The organism is Vibrio sp. E14 (assembly GCF_020515785.1).
GTDB lineage: Bacteria > Pseudomonadota > Gammaproteobacteria > Enterobacterales > Vibrionaceae > Vibrio > Vibrio diabolicus.
The window spans coordinates 135966-152454 of record NZ_JAHPJI010000007.1 but is presented as its reverse complement, the minus strand read 5'-3'; the positions used below and the strand labels follow the sequence as shown (position 1 = coordinate 152454).

The 16489-nt window shown below is 47.2% G+C and carries 16 protein-coding genes and 1 tRNA gene; 12 read left to right on the top strand and 5 right to left on the bottom strand.

All coding sequences use genetic code 11. From position 1 onward, the window contains the following. The 11 genes from LIX84_RS18400 to LIX84_RS18350 are packed head-to-tail and all read left to right on the top strand — an operon-like array spanning position 1 to position 11200. Positions 1-369, top strand: coding sequence for an ApeI family dehydratase (locus tag LIX84_RS18400; protein ID WP_005460551.1), 369 nt, complete (start codon positions 1-3; stop codon positions 367-369). Continuing rightward, positions 362-2068 (top strand): glycosyltransferase family 2 protein, encoded by a 1707-nt coding sequence (locus LIX84_RS18395; protein ID WP_199803799.1) that lies wholly within the window; start codon positions 362-364, stop codon positions 2066-2068. Before LIX84_RS18400 ends, LIX84_RS18395 begins: the two co-directional genes overlap by 8 nt. After that, positions 2052-3605 carry an HAL/PAL/TAL family ammonia-lyase gene (locus LIX84_RS18390; protein ID WP_226421922.1) on the top strand — a complete coding sequence of 518 codons (1554 nt, stop codon included), beginning with the start codon at positions 2052-2054 and terminating at the stop codon, positions 3603-3605. The genes LIX84_RS18395 and LIX84_RS18390 overlap by 17 nt, the downstream gene beginning before the upstream one ends. Beyond that, positions 3605-4051, top strand: a complete 447-nt coding sequence (locus tag LIX84_RS18385) for an acyl-CoA thioesterase (RefSeq protein ID WP_152812733.1) — start codon at positions 3605-3607, stop codon at positions 4049-4051. Before LIX84_RS18390 ends, LIX84_RS18385 begins: the two co-directional genes overlap by 1 nt. Beyond that, the gene (locus LIX84_RS18380) at positions 4051-4671 is read left to right on the top strand and encodes a LolA family protein (protein WP_226421946.1); all 621 of its coding nucleotides are present in this window, start codon (positions 4051-4053) and stop codon (positions 4669-4671) included. Before LIX84_RS18385 ends, LIX84_RS18380 begins: the two co-directional genes overlap by 1 nt. After that, positions 4643-6985, top strand: coding sequence for an MMPL family transporter (locus LIX84_RS18375; RefSeq protein WP_226421921.1), 2343 nt, complete (start codon positions 4643-4645; stop codon positions 6983-6985). Before LIX84_RS18380 ends, LIX84_RS18375 begins: the two co-directional genes overlap by 29 nt. After that, positions 6982-7593 (top strand): DUF3261 domain-containing protein, encoded by a 612-nt coding sequence (locus LIX84_RS18370; RefSeq protein WP_226421920.1) that lies wholly within the window; start codon positions 6982-6984, stop codon positions 7591-7593. The genes LIX84_RS18375 and LIX84_RS18370 overlap by 4 nt, the downstream gene beginning before the upstream one ends. A gap of 20 nt (positions 7594-7613) precedes the next feature. After that, on the top strand, positions 7614-8801 hold the full coding sequence (locus LIX84_RS18365) for a beta-ketoacyl-[acyl-carrier-protein] synthase family protein (protein WP_226421919.1): 1188 nt from the start codon (positions 7614-7616) through the stop codon (positions 8799-8801). Next, on the top strand, positions 8794-9258 hold the full coding sequence (locus tag LIX84_RS18360; protein WP_005396020.1) for a hotdog family protein: 465 nt from the start codon (positions 8794-8796) through the stop codon (positions 9256-9258). The genes LIX84_RS18365 and LIX84_RS18360 overlap by 8 nt, the downstream gene beginning before the upstream one ends. After that, a complete protein-coding gene (gene fabG, locus LIX84_RS18355; RefSeq protein ID WP_226421918.1) occupies positions 9255-9980 on the top strand; it encodes a 3-oxoacyl-ACP reductase FabG in 726 nt (241 codons plus the stop codon). The genes LIX84_RS18360 and fabG overlap by 4 nt, the downstream gene beginning before the upstream one ends. Continuing rightward, the gene (locus LIX84_RS18350) at positions 9977-11200 is read left to right on the top strand and encodes a beta-ketoacyl-ACP synthase (protein WP_226421917.1); all 1224 of its coding nucleotides are present in this window, start codon (positions 9977-9979) and stop codon (positions 11198-11200) included. Before fabG ends, LIX84_RS18350 begins: the two co-directional genes overlap by 4 nt. Positions 11201-11385: 185 nt before the next feature. Here the strand turns inward: LIX84_RS18350 and LIX84_RS18345 are convergent. Beyond that, positions 11386-11462: transfer RNA gene (locus LIX84_RS18345), tRNA-Arg, on the bottom strand. A 203-nt stretch (positions 11463-11665) separates the two neighbouring features. On the opposite strand from LIX84_RS18345, the gene folD reads away from it, so the two are divergent. Then, a complete protein-coding gene (gene folD / locus LIX84_RS18340) occupies positions 11666-12526 on the top strand; it encodes a bifunctional methylenetetrahydrofolate dehydrogenase/methenyltetrahydrofolate cyclohydrolase FolD (protein ID WP_005396027.1) in 861 nt (286 codons plus the stop codon). Positions 12527-12593: 67 nt separating this feature from the next. Here the strand turns inward: folD and LIX84_RS18335 are convergent, their stop codons facing one another. The 4 genes from LIX84_RS18335 to LIX84_RS18320 all read right to left on the bottom strand — a co-directional run bounded on the left by LIX84_RS18335 (position 12594) and on the right by LIX84_RS18320 (position 16436). Continuing rightward, positions 12594-13793 (bottom strand): NupC/NupG family nucleoside CNT transporter, encoded by a 1200-nt coding sequence (locus LIX84_RS18335; protein WP_226421916.1) that lies wholly within the window; start codon positions 13791-13793, stop codon positions 12594-12596. Positions 13794-14098: 305 nt separating this feature from the next. Beyond that, on the bottom strand, positions 14099-15043 hold the full coding sequence (locus tag LIX84_RS18330) for a LysR family transcriptional regulator (RefSeq protein ID WP_226421915.1): 945 nt from the start codon (positions 15041-15043) through the stop codon (positions 14099-14101). A 91-nt stretch (positions 15044-15134) separates the two neighbouring features. Next, positions 15135-16106 (bottom strand): lytic murein transglycosylase, encoded by a 972-nt coding sequence (locus tag LIX84_RS18325; protein ID WP_226421914.1) that lies wholly within the window; start codon positions 16104-16106, stop codon positions 15135-15137. A gap of 48 nt (positions 16107-16154) precedes the next feature. Then, positions 16155-16436 carry a YcgL domain-containing protein gene (locus LIX84_RS18320; protein WP_005382303.1) on the bottom strand — a complete coding sequence of 94 codons (282 nt, stop codon included), beginning with the start codon at positions 16434-16436 and terminating at the stop codon, positions 16155-16157. Positions 16437-16489: the final 53 nt, after the last annotated feature.

Below are 16489 nucleotides of genomic sequence, written 5' to 3'. Positions count from 1 at the left end.
ATGGAAAAAAGAAAACCAACTATTCAGAATATTGAAGTTAGTGACCACACCGCGGAGCTGTCGCTGCGTGTGGATGCTGACATCTTAGATTTCCAAGGTCATTTCAGTCACTTTCCTCTTTTACCCGGCGTCACTCAAATTGACTGGGCGTTGTTCTACGCCGTTCAATATTTGAACACCCCCAAGGTATTTAAAGGAATGGAAGTCATCAAATTTCAAGAGCCGATTCTGCCAAACGCCGACGTTTGTCTCTCACTCTCTTGGGACAATGAGCGCGAGAAATTGACCTTTAAGTACACATCGAAAAACGGTGAAACCTTGGTGACTCACTCGTCAGGCAAAATGAAACTGGGTGAGTCACGTGAGTGATTACCGTCCCTGCTTTTTAATTCCTTGCTACAACCACGGCAGCACAATTGCAGACGTGGTTGCATCGTTATCCTCTTTCGATTTGCCAGTGCTGGTCGTGGACGACGGCAGCAATGAAGACACCAAACAAGCGCTTTCAGCGTTGAGTGAGCAAGGACTGATAAAACTGATTAGTCTGAGTGAAAACCAAGGCAAAGGTGGCGCGGTGATGGCTGGCCTACATCAAGCTCACCAGCTTGGTTTTACGCACACCATTCAAATCGACGCAGACGGTCAACACGACCTAGAAGCACTACCCAAATTGCTCAGCGCCAGCGAAACAAAACCAGATAACCTGATTTCTGGCCAACCGATATACGACGAGAGCGTACCTAAAGCCCGTCTGTATGGTCGCTACGCTACGCACATTTGGGTGTGGATAGAAACCTTGTCACTGTCTATCAAAGACAGCATGTGCGGCTTCCGCGCCTACCCAGTGGCGAAAACGGTCGCCGTGTTGAACAAGTACAACATCGGCAAACGCATGGATTTTGATATCGAAATTCTGGTGCGAATGTACTGGGAAGGCGTCGATATTGATTTTGTTCCAACGCGCGTGATCTACCCTGAAGGTGGCATTTCCCACTTCGACGCATTGTGGGATAACGTCAAGATAAGCTGGATGCACACTCGCCTATTTTTTGGCATGTTGCCACGCATTCCTTCGCTACTCGCCAGAAAGCGCCGTCATACAGACGACAGCAATGCCCACTGGTCGAAACGAAAAGAACAAGGCACGATTTTAGGCATCAAAACCTTACTCGCGGTTTACCGCTTGTTCGGTAGAAAAGCGTTCGACCTGATTTTAAAATTAGTCATGCGCTACTACCACTTCACGGGTAAATCTGCCCGCGAAGCGTCTGAGATTTACCTGCAAAACTTACAGCACTACGCTGCGCAGCAGAACATCGCACTGCCAAAACAGTTGGACAGCTATCATCATCTGCTTTCTTTTGGGCGTACCATGCTCGACAAACTGGCAGCATGGCAAGGTGACTTTAACGTCGATAACCTAACCATTCACGGCCAGCATCATTTCGAAGAGATGGCGCAGAAAAAACAAGGCGTGCTCATTTTAGGCTCGCACCTTGGCAATATCGAACTCTGCCGCGCGCTTGGTCGTCGACACTCTCATGTCAAAATCAATGCCTTGGTATTTACCCAACACGCTGAACAATTTAATGCGGTAATGAAGGCGGTAAACCCAAACTCGGAACTGAATCTGATTCAAGTCAGCTCAATGGGACCAGACACCGCGATTCTGCTTCAACAAAAAATCGAGCAAGGCGAATGGGTGGTGATCGTTGGCGATCGCACTTCCACCAGCAAAGAAAATCGTGTCGTTTGGGCAGATTTTCTTGGTAAACCTGCACCATTCCCGCAAGGCCCATTCATGCTAGCCTCGGTATTAAAAGCGCCGGTTTACCTACTCTTCGGCCTACGCGACGACGAAGCAAACACTCCGCATTTTAATGTGTACTTTGAACACTTTAGTGACCAAATCACGCTACCGCGCAAGGAGCGTCAGCAGGCACTAGAACACGTTGTTCAACAGTACGCACACAGATTAGAACACCACACACTGCAAGCGCCGTTACAGTGGTACAACTTTTTTAACTTCTGGACTTTAAGTAATCAGCCACATGACAAACAACAATAATCACAACATCACTTTTGGTGCCCAATCTTTAACCATCGAAGATATCGTTGCCATTGCTCAAGGTGCAAAGGCAAACATGAACACCTCGCCAGAATTTACCGCGAAAATTGATCGTGGCGTGGCGTTTCTGGAACGATTACTGAAAGAAGAAGGCGTTATTTACGGCGTGACCACGGGTTACGGCGATTCATGTACTGTGGCGATTCCACCCGCTCTTGTGGATGAACTTCCGTTGCACCTTACGCGCTTCCATGGCTGTGGCTTAGGTCAAATCCTTTCTCATGAGCAAGCTCGCGCGGTGTTGGCGACACGTTTATGTTCATTGTCGCAAGGCGTATCTGGCGTGTCTCACGATCTGTTGAACCAAATCGTTACGCTTATCAACCACGATATTGCGCCGCGTATTCCACAAGAAGGCTCGGTGGGCGCAAGCGGCGATTTAACGCCTCTGTCTTACCTAGCGGCAACCTTAATTGGCGAGCGTGAAGTGCTTTACAGAGGCGATGTGCGACCAACACAAGAAGTGTTTGCAGAGCTGGGCATTGAGCCAATTCGCCTAAAACCAAAAGAAGGTTTGGCGTTAATGAACGGTACATCCGTGATGACCGCCCTCGCCTGTCTTGCCTACAAACGCGCAGAATACCTAGCGCAGCTGTGCACCAAGATTACCGCGATGGTCTCTGTGGGTATGCAAGGTAACGATTTCCACTTTGATGAAGCGTTGTTTGCAGTAAAACCTCACCCTGGTCAACAGCAAGTTGCAACTTGGCTGCGTGATGATCTCAATGCTGAGCGTCCGCCACGCAATAGCGACCGACTGCAAGATCGTTACTCACTGCGTTGTGCGCCACACGTGATTGGCATGGTGCAAGACTCACTGCCTTGGCTACGTCAATTGATTGAGAATGAACTAAATAGTGCCAACGACAATCCAATTATCGATGGCGACAACGAGCGCGTTCTGCACGGCGGTCACTTCTACGGTGGTCATATCGCAATGGCGATGGATACGTTGAAAGTGAACATTGCCAACTTAGCTGATTTGCTGGACCGTCAGATGGCGCAATTGATGGATTACAAGTTCAATAACGGCCTGCCGTTTAACTTAACCGGTGCAGAAGGCGAGCGTAAACCGATCAACCACGGCTTTAAAGCGGTTCAGATTGGTATCTCAGCTTGGACGGCAGAGGCGTTGAAAAACACCATGCCAGCGAGCGTTTTTTCTCGCTCAACCGAATGTCACAACCAAGACAAAGTGAGCATGGGCACCATTGCGGCTCGTGATTGCCTACGCGTACTTGAGTTAACAGAGCAAGTTGCTGCGGCTTCACTCCTAGCAAGCGTTCAAGCGGTTGAGATTCGTCGTCGTCATAACGAATTGGACGAACACCACATGAGTCAGAGTTTGCGAGTAATTCGTGACGCCGTACTGAGCGAGTTTGAATTTGTGATTGAAGATCGCCCATTGGAACAAGATTTGCGTCATTTCATTGAACGCATTCAGCAACGTCATTGGCCACTCTACGCGGAGGTATAATGCAAGAGCAGGTTCTCTACCCATTAGAAGCGGAGGTGACTATGGTCACCTCATTCCAAGATGCTGACCCGATGGGCGTGATTTATCACGGCAACTTCTTTCGATATTTTGAAGAAGCGCGTCGTGTGCTGATGGAGAAGATCCAATACAGCTATCGCGATATGCAAGACTCTGGGTATATGTGGCCGATCATCGACACGCGCGTTAAATACGTGAAGGCGATTCCGTTTAATCACACCATTCGTATTACCGCGCAACTCACTGAGTGGGAAAACCGCTTGCGTGTGGATTACGTGATTTACGACGCCGAAACGAATCAACGTATGTGCAAAGCGCATACAACCCAAGTCGCCGTATCCATTGAAAAGCAAGAGATGTGCTTTGTTTCTCCAGCAATCTTTTTAGATAAAGTAGAGCAATGGCATCACCATGGGAGCCTGAACTAATGCAAAAGTGGTTACTCTCTTTTTTGCTGATATTGTCTGTTTCAGCAATGGCCACACCTACAGCAAACGTAACGGATTTGGCATCGCTTCAGCAGCAGTTGTCTCAGCATGAAATCGTACGCGGAGATTTTACGCAGCAGCGTCATCTGGAAATGTTCAGTCAACCTCTAACCTCTAAAGGTCAGTTCACACTGAGCAAAACACATGGCTTGTTGTGGCAACAAACAGAACCTTTCGCAGTCAATTTGGTATTGACGGAAAACAAACTTCGTCAGACTTTTGCCGACCAAGCACCGAAAACGATCTCTGCACAAGAAAACCCAATGGCGTTCTACTTTAGCCATGTATTTTTATCCGTGTTCCACGGGGATACTTCTGCACTGCAAGAACAATTCACACTCGATTTTTCAGTTGAGAACAATCAGTGGCAGCTCGTTTTAGTGCCAAAACAGTCGCCATTAAATGCGGTGTTTCAATCCATCACTCTTTCCGGTAAAACGCACATAGATCGCCTAACCCTACAAGAGCTGCGTGGCGATAAGACCGAAATCACGTTTACGAACCAGACCTCTCTACCTCAGGAACTCACGGATGCCGAAGACGCTCAATTCCGTTTCTAAACTCAGTCTCGGCACTCACACCTTTGCTCTGGTTTGGCTCAATCTCGTTGTTTTAGCGGGCGCGTTGCTACTCAAACAATGGGTTTGGAGTGCAGAATCTCCGATTGAGACCAACATTTTAAAACTGTTGCCGAAGAACCAACAAAACCCGGTGGCTGAGCAAGCCTTTGAGTCGGTCTCGGCAAGTATGAGCGACAAAGTCATTTTCGTGATCGCAGCGCCGGACAAAAATACCCTTTTTGCAGCGGCCGCTGAATTTGATAAGGGGTTACGCCAAAGTAATCATTTTCGCGATGTGGTGGGAAAAATCTCACCTCAAGAGCAGCAAGCTTGGGCGAGTTACTACTTTAAGCACCGTTTCCAATTGCTGACGCCTGAGCAACGAGAGCGTTTAAGCAAAAATCCAGAGCAGCATGTGCAGCATGTAATTCAGTCTCTGTACAACCCGTTTTCTGGAGTGACCGGGCAAGAGTTACAGAATGACCCTTTCTTGTTATTTCGTGATTATTTAAGCCAAGTTACCCAGCAATCTTCCTCTTTCCGGTTGGATAACGGCTATCTATCCGTCGAAAAAGACGGTGCTCAATACTTACTTATTACTGCTGAGCTAAAAGACTCGCCTTATAGCCTAACTGGGCAGCTTGCAGTCCCTGATATTCAAGCACTAGAACAAAGCGTCGCTCAGAAATATGGCGCTGAAGTCGCACATACTGGCGTTCTATTTTATGCCGACTATGGTACGCAAAGTGCAAAATCGGAGATCAGTACCATCGGTGTGTTCTCTCTGCTCGGTATCATTGCATTGTTCGTGTTGGTCTTTCGTAGTGTGATGCCACTGTCTCTCGCGCTGCTTTCCATCACCATTGGTTTGCTCGTTGCGCTGTCCGTTACGACGTGGATTTTTGGAAAAGTCCATCTGTTCAGCTTAGTGTTTGGCGCAAGTTTAATCGGCGTGTCTATCGACTACGCATTCCACTACCTAACCGAACGTCTTGCGGCGGGAAATGAATGGGATAGCGAGCAAGGGTTAAAGCATATTTTCATAGCGATCACACTTGGCTTAATCACCAGTTTGATCGGCTATTTGGGCATGTTAGTGGCACCGTTTCCTGGTTTGCAGCAGCTTGCGCTGTTTTCATCCATTGGTCTGATTGCCGCTTACATCACAGTGGTGGCTTGGTATCCGATACTAGCTCGTAACCCATCGCGCTCCATTTCGACTTTACCGGGACAATCACTGTTGGCGAAATGGTTAACGCTTTGGAATCAACCTCGAATTAAAGTCGGATTACCGATGTTATGTGTGGTTGCGAGTGGCTTTTTCTTGCTGCAATTGAACTACGATGACGACATTCGTCTGCTGCAAACGATGCCGAACGATCTCAAGCAGCAAGAAACCTTGATTACGACTCTCAGTGGCATGCAATCTTCACAGCAAATGCTGGTCGTTACCGCCGACGATGACGAAAACCTAATGAAAAAGCTGGAGTCTTTGACGCCAACTTTAGAAGCGTGGAAAGCGGACAGCACCATCGAAAGCTACCAGAGTCTGAGTCGCTACTTGAGCTCAGTGGAACGTCAGCAACAAGACTATCAATTGATTCGCGATCTTTACGCGACACAATCCAGCCAACTTGCATCCGGACTGCGCTTAAATAAAAAGCCCAAAATGGACGCCGACTTTATCCCCGTTACGGTTGAACAGTACTTGCAAAACCCGGTATCGGCACCTGTCCGTTTTCTTCATTTGGGTAAAATTAAAGAAAAATCGGCAACGGTTGTGGTGTTAAACCAATTGCAAGACTCCGCCGTTGTTAAGGCATTTGCCAAATCGCAGTCTGATATTGTCTACCTAAACAAAGCAGAAGAAATCTCCGCCCTATTTGGTGAATACCGAATCAAAATCATGGAACTATTGGCAGCCGCCAGTGCTGTGATCTTTCTGGTGTTAATCAAGCGGTACGGTCTGCAACACAGTTGGCGAGTTTTACTGCCATCATTGATTGCTTGCGCGTGCGGTCTGGCAACTGCTGTCGCGATGGGAACAACATTAAACCTGTTCAACTTGCTTGGCTTGGTGCTCATTCTTGGTATCGGCATTGATTACACTCTGTTCTTTGCCGAGAAAGCGCGCAGCGTGAGCACACTATTGGCGATCACCCTTTCGGCAATAACCACTGTGCTGTCATTTGGGTTGCTGTCACTAAGCCAAACTCACGCGATTCACAGTTTCGGCATTACAGTGTTAAGTGGTATTTTCGTCGCTTGGCTGCTCTCTCCGATTGCAATTAAAACAGAGGAAACGACGTCATGATTTTCAATCACGCTTTTCGCTACGCGACGTTCATCACACTGAGTCTGTTTTTAAGTGCATGCAGCTTGGTACCTAACCAATCGACGCCTCAGGTCGACATTGCCGAGCACACCCAAGTTAGCTTGCCCACTCCCGCAAGCTTGGGCTATCAGTTGTCTGCCAGTCAGTTAATTACGGCTTCTTGGGCAATAGATGGTAAAACCACATCTGAGCAACTTCCGGTACAACTGCAAGTAACCAACAACGAAGTGGTGCTGGCAGGCTTCTCATCCTGGGGAACAAGAGTACTCTCACTGTCTTACGATGGAGAACAAATTCAAACCGAAGTGCTCAACGGTTTACAAGGTTCGCTACCGCAGCCAGAACAGGTATTATTTAACCTGATGATCACGCTCTGGCCGAGTTCCGCTTGGGAAGGGTCGTTAAATGAGGTAAGGTGGCGAATTATTGATAAAAATAATTCTCGCGCCATCTTTGATAGCGACGGTGAAAAGATCATTGAGATTCAATACAGCTCTTCTAACAAATTAGAGGGTAAAATTGATTTTCATCACCTCAAACATCAGTTTTCAATTTCTATTCAAACACTGCAACATCAGATTAATTAAGAACAATTTAGAATAACAATATGCCTATTCGCTCTCCTCAACCTTTGTATATTCAGGCCTGTGGCTTTCACTCTGCCATGGGACAAGATGACGCGCTCATCCACCAGTGTTTATCGGGAGCGAAGCCATCCAACATGTTGGTTGACCAAGATATTTTAAATTCAGGCCGCCAAACAGTAATCGGTCGAATTGCACAGACGTTACCGCAATTACCGACCGCACTCAGCCAGTTTGATACGAGAAACAACCGCCTCGCACTTTCGGCTTTGCAGCAAATCGAAGGCGACGTGCGTGACGCCATTGCTAAATATGGTCGTGACCGTATCGCAGTCGTGATCGGCACCAGCACATCTGGCATTTCAGATGGCGAAATCGCATTTGGTGAAAAGCTGGCAAACGGTAATTTTCCTGCCGACTACCATTACACCAAACAAGAGCTTGGTAACTGCAGCGATTTTATTGCCGCCTACTTTGATTTGAGCGGCCCACATTACTCAGTTTCAACCGCCTGTTCTTCTAGTGGTCGTGTCTTTTTAACCGCGCAACGCCTGATTCGCTCCGGCATTGTTGATGCGGTCATTGTAGGTGGTGTGGATACCATTTGTCGCCTAACGCTAAACGGCTTTAACGGTTTAGAAGCTCTATCCGATACCCTTTGTAAGCCGTTTGACCAACATCGCAACGGCATCAATATCGGCGAAGCCGCAGCATTAATGTTGCTAAGCAAAACACCTGCGCCCGTTGCTCTTCTCGGAGCTGGCGACAGCTCAGACGCACACCATATTTCCGCACCACATCCAGAAGGGTTAGGCGCAGAAGAAGCGATGAAAAAAGCGTTGGCCAATGCAGGACTTACAGCGCAAGAAATTGGTTACATCAACTCGCATGGCACAGCAACGCCGTTAAACGATGCGATGGAAAGCAAAGCCATTCATCGCTGCTTTGGTGACTCCGTTCCCGTAAGCTCGACAAAGCCACTTACCGGACACACATTAGGCGCAGCAAGTGCAACGGAAGCCGCGATCGCTTGGCATATTCTCAAGTACAACCTTGATTTGCCAATACAACACTGCGAAACCAAAGCAGACGATATCCATATATCGTTAGTTGAGACGCCAACCAAACTGGGTAACAAAGCGATTCTCAGCAACTCTTTTGCTTTTGGTGGCAATAATATTAGTCTTATTTTTGGTTACGCTCATGACTAAACTTCCTCCCATCGAACAACTTTTGCCACACGACAAACCAATGATTTTGGTCGATCGTGCCTTGGATGTTCAACAAGATACGATTCACTGCCAGGTTGATATCGCAGAACACAACCCGTTCTTCGACTTGGCCTCTCAAACTGTGCCAGCTTACGTTGGCATTGAGTTTATGGCGCAATCTGTCGCGGCGTGGTCTGGTTACCACGCATTAATGAAAGAACAAGCGCCACCGATTGGCTTTTTGCTTGGTAGCCGTCGATACACGTCTGAATGCGATACGTTTTCTCGCGGACAGGTGCTCGATGTGTATGCTGAAAAAGTTATGGAAGATAACGGTATGGCGGTTTTTTCAGCCCGTATTGAGCTACAAGGAACTGTTGTAGCGACTTGCCAATTGAACGTTTACGTTCCATCAGAAGAAAAATTACAAGAAATGAAAATCAGGAGTCAACAATGACCCGACAAGTCCTCGTTACAGGTGCCAGCAAAGGCATCGGTAAAGCCATTGCCGTTCAATTAGCCAAAGATGGTTTCCAAGTCATTGTCCATTACATGGGCGATCAACAAGGCGCGCAAGACACCCTAAACACCATCGAACAGCATGGTGGTAGCGGTCGTCTTATCCAATTCGACATCAGTGACCGTGCAGATTGTCGTGAGAAGCTAGAAGCCGATATCGCCGAACACGGCGCTTACTATGGCGTCGTAAACAACGCTGGCATCACAAAAGATACCGCTTTCCCTGCGATGACCGAAGAAGAATGGGATGGTGTGATTCATACCAACTTAGATAGCTTCTACAACGTTCTTCACCCTTGTGTTATGCCAATGGTGCAAAAGCGCAAAGGCGGCCGAATTGTTACGCTTGCATCAGTCTCAGGCCTAATGGGGAATCGTGGTCAAACTAACTACAGCGCAGCGAAAGCGGGCGTAATTGGTGCAACAAAATCACTCGCGCTTGAACTGGCAAAACGCAAAATCACCGTCAACTGCGTTGCTCCAGGGCTTATCGACACAGACATGGTAGACGAACACGTGAAAGAACACGCGATGCCGCAAATTCCTCTGCGCCGCATGGGAGAGCCAGAAGAAGTTGCTGGTTTAGTCAGTTACCTTATGTCTGACATCGCAGGCTATGTAACTCGCCAAGTCATTTCGGTAAACGGAGGCCTAGTATGAACCGTCGAGTCGTTGTAACCGGAATGTCGGGCGTGACTGCGTTTGGTAACGATTGGCAATCTGTCGAACCAAAACTGCGTGACTGCCAGAACGCGACGCAATACATGCCTTCTTACGAACAGTATGAAGGTTTGAACACCAAGCTCGCGGCACCCATTTTAGATTTTGAACTGCCAAAGCACTACAAGCGCAAGCAAGTACGCGGCATGGGGCGTGTTTCCAAATTGGCGACCGTCGCAACAGAAAACGCACTAAGCCAAGCAGGTTTGATTGGTAACGACGTACTCACCAATGGTCAAACGGGTATCGCATACGGCTCATCAACAGGCAGTACTGACGCAATCGGCGCATTTGGTGTCATGCTGAATGAGAAAACCACGAAAGCGATCACCGCAACGACTTACGTGCAAATGATGCCGCATACCACGGCAGTGAACGTTGGTCTATTTTTCGGTTTGAAAGGCCGAGTGATCCCAACCAGCAGTGCATGTACTTCTGGCAGCCAAGCAATCGGCTATGCCTACGAAGCGATCAAACACGGCTACCAAACGGTGATGGTTGCTGGTGGCGCTGAAGAATTGTGCCCAACGGAATCCGCTGTCTTCGATACCCTTTTTGCCACCAGTCTGAAGAATGAAGACCCGAAAAGCACACCAAGACCTTATGACTCCGATCGCGATGGTTTGGTGATTGGTGAAGGTGCGGGAACGTTGGTTCTGGAAGAGTACGAACACGCCGTCTCTCGTGGCGCGAAAATCTATGCAGAAATCATCGGTTTTGCCAGCAACTGTGATGCCGCACACGTCACTCAACCACAGATGGAAACCATGCAAATCTGTATGGAAATGGCTTTGCAAAACGCGGGTATTCCTGCTGAGAAGATCGACTATGTATCTGCTCACGGCACTGCCACCGACCGCGGTGATATTGCAGAAAGCAACGCAACAGCGAATGCTCTAGGCAAAGTGCCAATCAGTTCACTCAAGAGCTACTTTGGCCACACACTAGGCGCCTGTGGCGCAATTGAAGCGTGGCTAGGTTTAGAAATGATGCACACGGGTTGGTTCAACCCAACGCTCAACCTAGAAAACCTCGACGAGCAATGTGGCGATTTAGACTACATCGCTGGACAAGGCCGAGAGCTGGACGTGAAATATTTGATTAGTAACAACTTCGCCTTTGGCGGCATCAACACCTCCATCATCTTTAAAAAGATGTAATGCCCTTAGTAAATGCAAAAGCGCTGGTTAACCAGCGCTTTTTTGTTGGTGGCTATCCAGATTGCTAGAAATTGCAATGGCTAGAATGCCATTCAAAAGTTGTAGATAAAGTGGCAATTACAGCCAAAAACCTAAGAACGACAAAGCCCCGACAACTCAAAGAGTTATCGGGGCTTTTGAATAAATGGCACGCCCTATTGGATTCGAACCAATGACCACATCCTTAGAAGGGACGTGCTCTATCCAGCTGAGCTAAGGGCGCGCTACAGGGACAGGATTATACGAGTTCAAACGGGTAAATCAACGGGTTTTCATAACATTCTGATCTGAATGCCTAAAAAAAGTCCATTAAAACGCTTAATGTTCAAAAACACCACAAGGCAAACGTTTGCGTATGGATGTTGATAAGAAATTCTGCGACAATGCGCCGCAGATAATTTGCCTTCTTAATTTATAAGGAAAGTCATGACTGCTCAAAATATAGACGGAACTCTCATTTCCCAAACTGTTCGCTCCGAAGTGGCTGCACGTGTTAAAGCGCGTGTTGAAGCAGGGCTACGTGCTCCTGGTTTAGCAGTGGTCCTAGTTGGTGAAGATCCTGCTTCTCAGGTTTATGTCGGCAGCAAACGCCGCGCATGTGAAGAAGTTGGGTTTGTTTCTAAGTCTTTTGACCTTCCTGCGTCTAGCTCAGAAGAAGAGTTACTAGCGCTGATTGATGAATTAAACAACGATGATGAAATTGACGGCATTCTAGTGCAATTACCCCTTCCTGCGGGCATCGACACAACACATGTTTTAGAGCGCATTCACCCAGAGAAAGACGTGGATGGCTTCCACCCTTACAATGTTGGTCGTCTTGCACAACGTATTCCAAAGCTTCGCTCTTGCACGCCAAAGGGCATCATTACCCTACTAGACCGTTACAACATAGAGCTTCGTGGCAAACATGCTGTTGTGGTTGGTGCATCAAACATTGTTGGTCGTCCTATGACACTTGAGCTGCTGCTTGCGGGCTGTACAACGACAACATGTCACCGTTTTACCAAAGACCTAGAGAGTCATGTGCGTCAAGCTGACGTTGTCGTAGTTGCGGTTGGTAAGCCAAACTTCATCCCTGGAGAGTGGATTAAGAAAGGTGCAGTGGTTATCGATGTCGGCATTAACCGTCTTGATTCAGGCAAGCTAGTTGGCGACGTGGAATACGATAAAGCACGTGAAAGTGCGAGCTTTATTACTCCTGTCCCTGGCGGTGTTGGCCCAATGACCGTCGCAAGCTTAATTGAGAACACGATGCTCGCTTGCGAGCAGTTCCACACAGACAAATAACGTAAACTTCAGATACGAAAAAGGCTCCGCAAGGAGCCTTTTTGCTAATTTTAGGTATCTCTTTCAATTACAGGCTTAAAATCACGCCCGCAATCGAAGCGCTCATTAAGTTCGCCATGACACCAGCGATAATCGCACGGAAACCATGTTTAGAAACAAATGCACGCTTTTCAGGTACCAATGAGCCCAACCCACCAATCAGCATCGCCATGCTTGAGATGTTTGCAAAACCACACAAAGCAAACGTCACGATTGCTTGTGAGTGCTCACTAAGTTGAGACTTCACTTCTGCAAGCTGGATGAAGGCAACGAACTCATTCACCACAATCTTGTTACCAATCAGCGAGCCTGCTGTGGTTGCTTCTTGCCATGGTACACCTAATAACCAAGCGACAGGTGCGAATACATACCCTAGGATCAACTCGAAGCTTAGTGGCGTCCCAACAAGATCACCAATCCAACCTAGCATGCCGTTTAACATTGCAATGACACTGATGAAAGCCAATAGCGTACCACCTACCGATACAGCAATGCGTACACCCGCCATGGCACCATCGGCTAATGCTTCTACTACGTTGGTTGCACGTGGAATTTCAACTTGGCTAATGTCGATATCTGCTGCTTTATCCGTATCTTCTGGCATTAAAATTTTTGCCATCAGCAAGCCCGCAGGTGCCGACATAAATGCAGCAGCAATAAGATAGTTAAGGTCGACACCCAGTGATGCGTAACCGACCAACGTTCCACCAGCAACTGATGCCAAACCACCTGTCATCACCGCAAAAAACTGCGAGTCAGTCATGTGTTTTAGGTAAGGCTTCACCATCAATGGCGCTTCAATGGTGCCAACAAAGATATTCGCCGTAGCAGACAAAGACTCCGCACGACCGATACCCAGCAGTTTTTGAATACCGCCACCGATAAAGTTAATGATTTTTGGCATCACACCAATGTGATAAAGACCGGAGATAAGAGAGGAGAAGAAAACGATGATACCCAGAACATTGATCGCAAAGGTGAAGCCCCCTGTCGCCAAATTACCGAATAAAAACGCGATGCCTTCTTGACCGTAGTTGATCAAATTCGACACGACGCTGCTTACTGAATTCAGCGCATCTCGTCCTGCTGGTACATATAAAACCAACAATGCAAACAGCACCTGTAAAGCAAACGCAAACGCCACTGTTCTCAGCTTTATATTTTTTCTATTTGTAGAAAGTAGCCATGCTACGAATAGTATGGCTACGATACCAATAATTGAGTTCATAAAATGAATCCGACAGAAGGGGGATATGGAAGGCACCGGATTGTATAGCGGACTCAAAATGGCGCAAGTTGAGGATGTTAACAGTGTGAAAAGTTCAAGCGAACAATAATTAACCACACAAATAACTAATTGAATTTGTTATAGATAAACGTTTGCTTGTTTTTATTATTTCCATATGGAAAAGATGTTTCTAGATTTGGAAAAATTTTGTGAGACAAATCACCTTATACAACCACTGAATAGTCGAAAAATGTTTTGCTTAGAGAAAATCGACTAGAAACACCTCTTGAACGTTATTAATGAATCTACTTGGGAATAGAGATGTAAGGTGCGAGGCGCTGATCCCAGTGACACGGGTTGCCAATTTTCTGTTTAATAAAGTTGATAACGGCTGATATTTTTTTCGGCATGTGCTGACGACTCGGGTACACCGCATAAAATGGCATCGACTGGCTCGCTTTCCAGTCTGGCAATAGTTGAATCAACTTACCCGTTCTGAACTCATCACCAAGCAAATACGTAGCGAGATACGCAATCCCCCATCCAGCAATCGCGGCGTCGCGGACAGCTTCTGCTAAATCGACAGAGTAGTTGCCGGAGACTTTGACGTTTAGCTCTTGTTGTCCCTTGGTAAATGCCCATCCTGTGTAATCACGCTCCCAACTGCGATAGATCAAGCAGTTGTGCAAAGACAAGTCGTTCGGCTCAGTCGGAGTATCATACTTAAGCAAATAATCTGGCGATGCTGCCACCACAAACTGGCAGTCTGTCAAACGCTGCGCAATGTAGCCCTCTGGTAGGTGCTCATTGTTTGTTACCCACAGATCGAGCCCTTCCGCCAGCATATCGACCTTGTAGTCAAACAAATGCACTTCCACTTGAAGCTGTGGATACAACTCACGCAGCTCTTGAATCGCAGGAATGATGTGCAGCGTTCCAAATGATTGAGATAACCCGAGACGAACCAGCCCAGCCACTTCATCCCTTTGGCTTTCCATTTCTAACGTCGCACTACTCACCGCCTGCACCACTTGTTCACAATGATGATAAAACGTTTTTCCCGCTTCGGTAGGCGTAAAACTACGCGTGGTGCGTTGAACAAGCTTGATACCAAGAGATGCTTCCAGCTGGCTCAACTGCTTACTCACATGAGACACCGACACGCCTAAGCTCTTTGCAGCAGCCGTGAAACTTTTATGTTTAAGAAGAGCGGAGAAGATCACCATTTGTGCAGCACGTTCAGATAACACGCTTTACCTCGATTTGATTATAGGAAAAACAAAGGACTCCGAAGAGCCCTCATATTGAATACTGGATGCCAAGTGATTATTTTATAACAGCTCAGTATTTAATTCGGTCAGCCAAGTGACTCACGGCGAGTGCGAAGTAGTAAGAGCGGTTCCACTTCATCAGTACGTTGTAGTTATTGTAAACCAGATACGTACGACCATTCTCGTCGTCCGGCATGATCAACCAGGCTTTGATGTCTTCATCCAGTTTTGGCAACGGGCTACCATCGTATTTTGTGATACCAAGTTTGCTCCACTCCTGAAGATATTTACCTTTTTCAGCCGTGCGCCCTTCTAAGCTGCGATCAATGCCTTTAGGGACTTTCACTTGGCGACCCCAAGTGTATTTGTCATCCCAGCCGGACTTGCTCAAATAGTTAGCGGTTGATGCAAACACGTCGGCTTCAGATTGCCAAATGTCTTTTTTACCATCCCCGTTGCCGTCAGCGGCAAAACGAAGAAAAGAGCTTGGCATAAACTGACATTGCCCCATCGCACCAGCCCATGAACCCTTAAAGTTTTCCAGTTCAATATGGCCTTGATCGAGGATCTGCAATGCCGACATGGTCTCTTTACGGAAAAACTCTTCACGACGACCTTCAAATGCCATTGTAGACAACGCGTCAATCACTTTGAAGTTACCCGTAAATTTACCAAAGTTACTTTCTACACCCCACAGCGCCACGATAAAACGAGGCTGCACACCGTACTCATCGCCTATACGCTTTAGCTCGGTGTAATGCTCTTTATAGAGTTGTCTTGCTTGCTTCACCTTCCATTCGGGCACCGCGCGAGGAATGTATTCATCCAACGTCAGTTTCTTCTCTGGTTGGTTTCGGTCCGCTTTTACTGCTCGAGGCTTGTACTCAACATTCGCAAAAGCAGCACTAATGACCTGCTCTGAGATACCTTTATCACGCGCTTCAGCACGCAGCTTATTCAAGTATTCATCGAAACCCTCGCTACTTGCAAAAGCCGAGGTACACACACCAACGCTAAGCATGATAGCCAGTATTTTTTTCATATTGCCCTCCTTGAGCAAGGCAGAAATCCCAGATGAAAAACGATGACGTTATTCGCCTTTCTGCTGGGCTTTTTGTTCTTTGTACTTTTCTAGTAGGTTCTCCGGCGGAGGCGGAACCTGCAAAAAGAAGCCATCATTTTGCAATGAAGCCTTCACTTTTTCGATATCAACTTGTGCCAATTTACGGCCATCAAGTTTAATCGTCATAACAGCGATAGGCTTACCGAACATCTGCATTAAGGTGTCAGGAACCTGTGAAAAATCATCCTTTTTCGGAATATAGAGATAAGTACCTTCTTTTTTCGAGCTTTTATAAATAGAACAAAGCATGACACGCCTTTTATGCTGATTTAGCCGCGTTGAGTGCGGATTAGGTTGAAAAC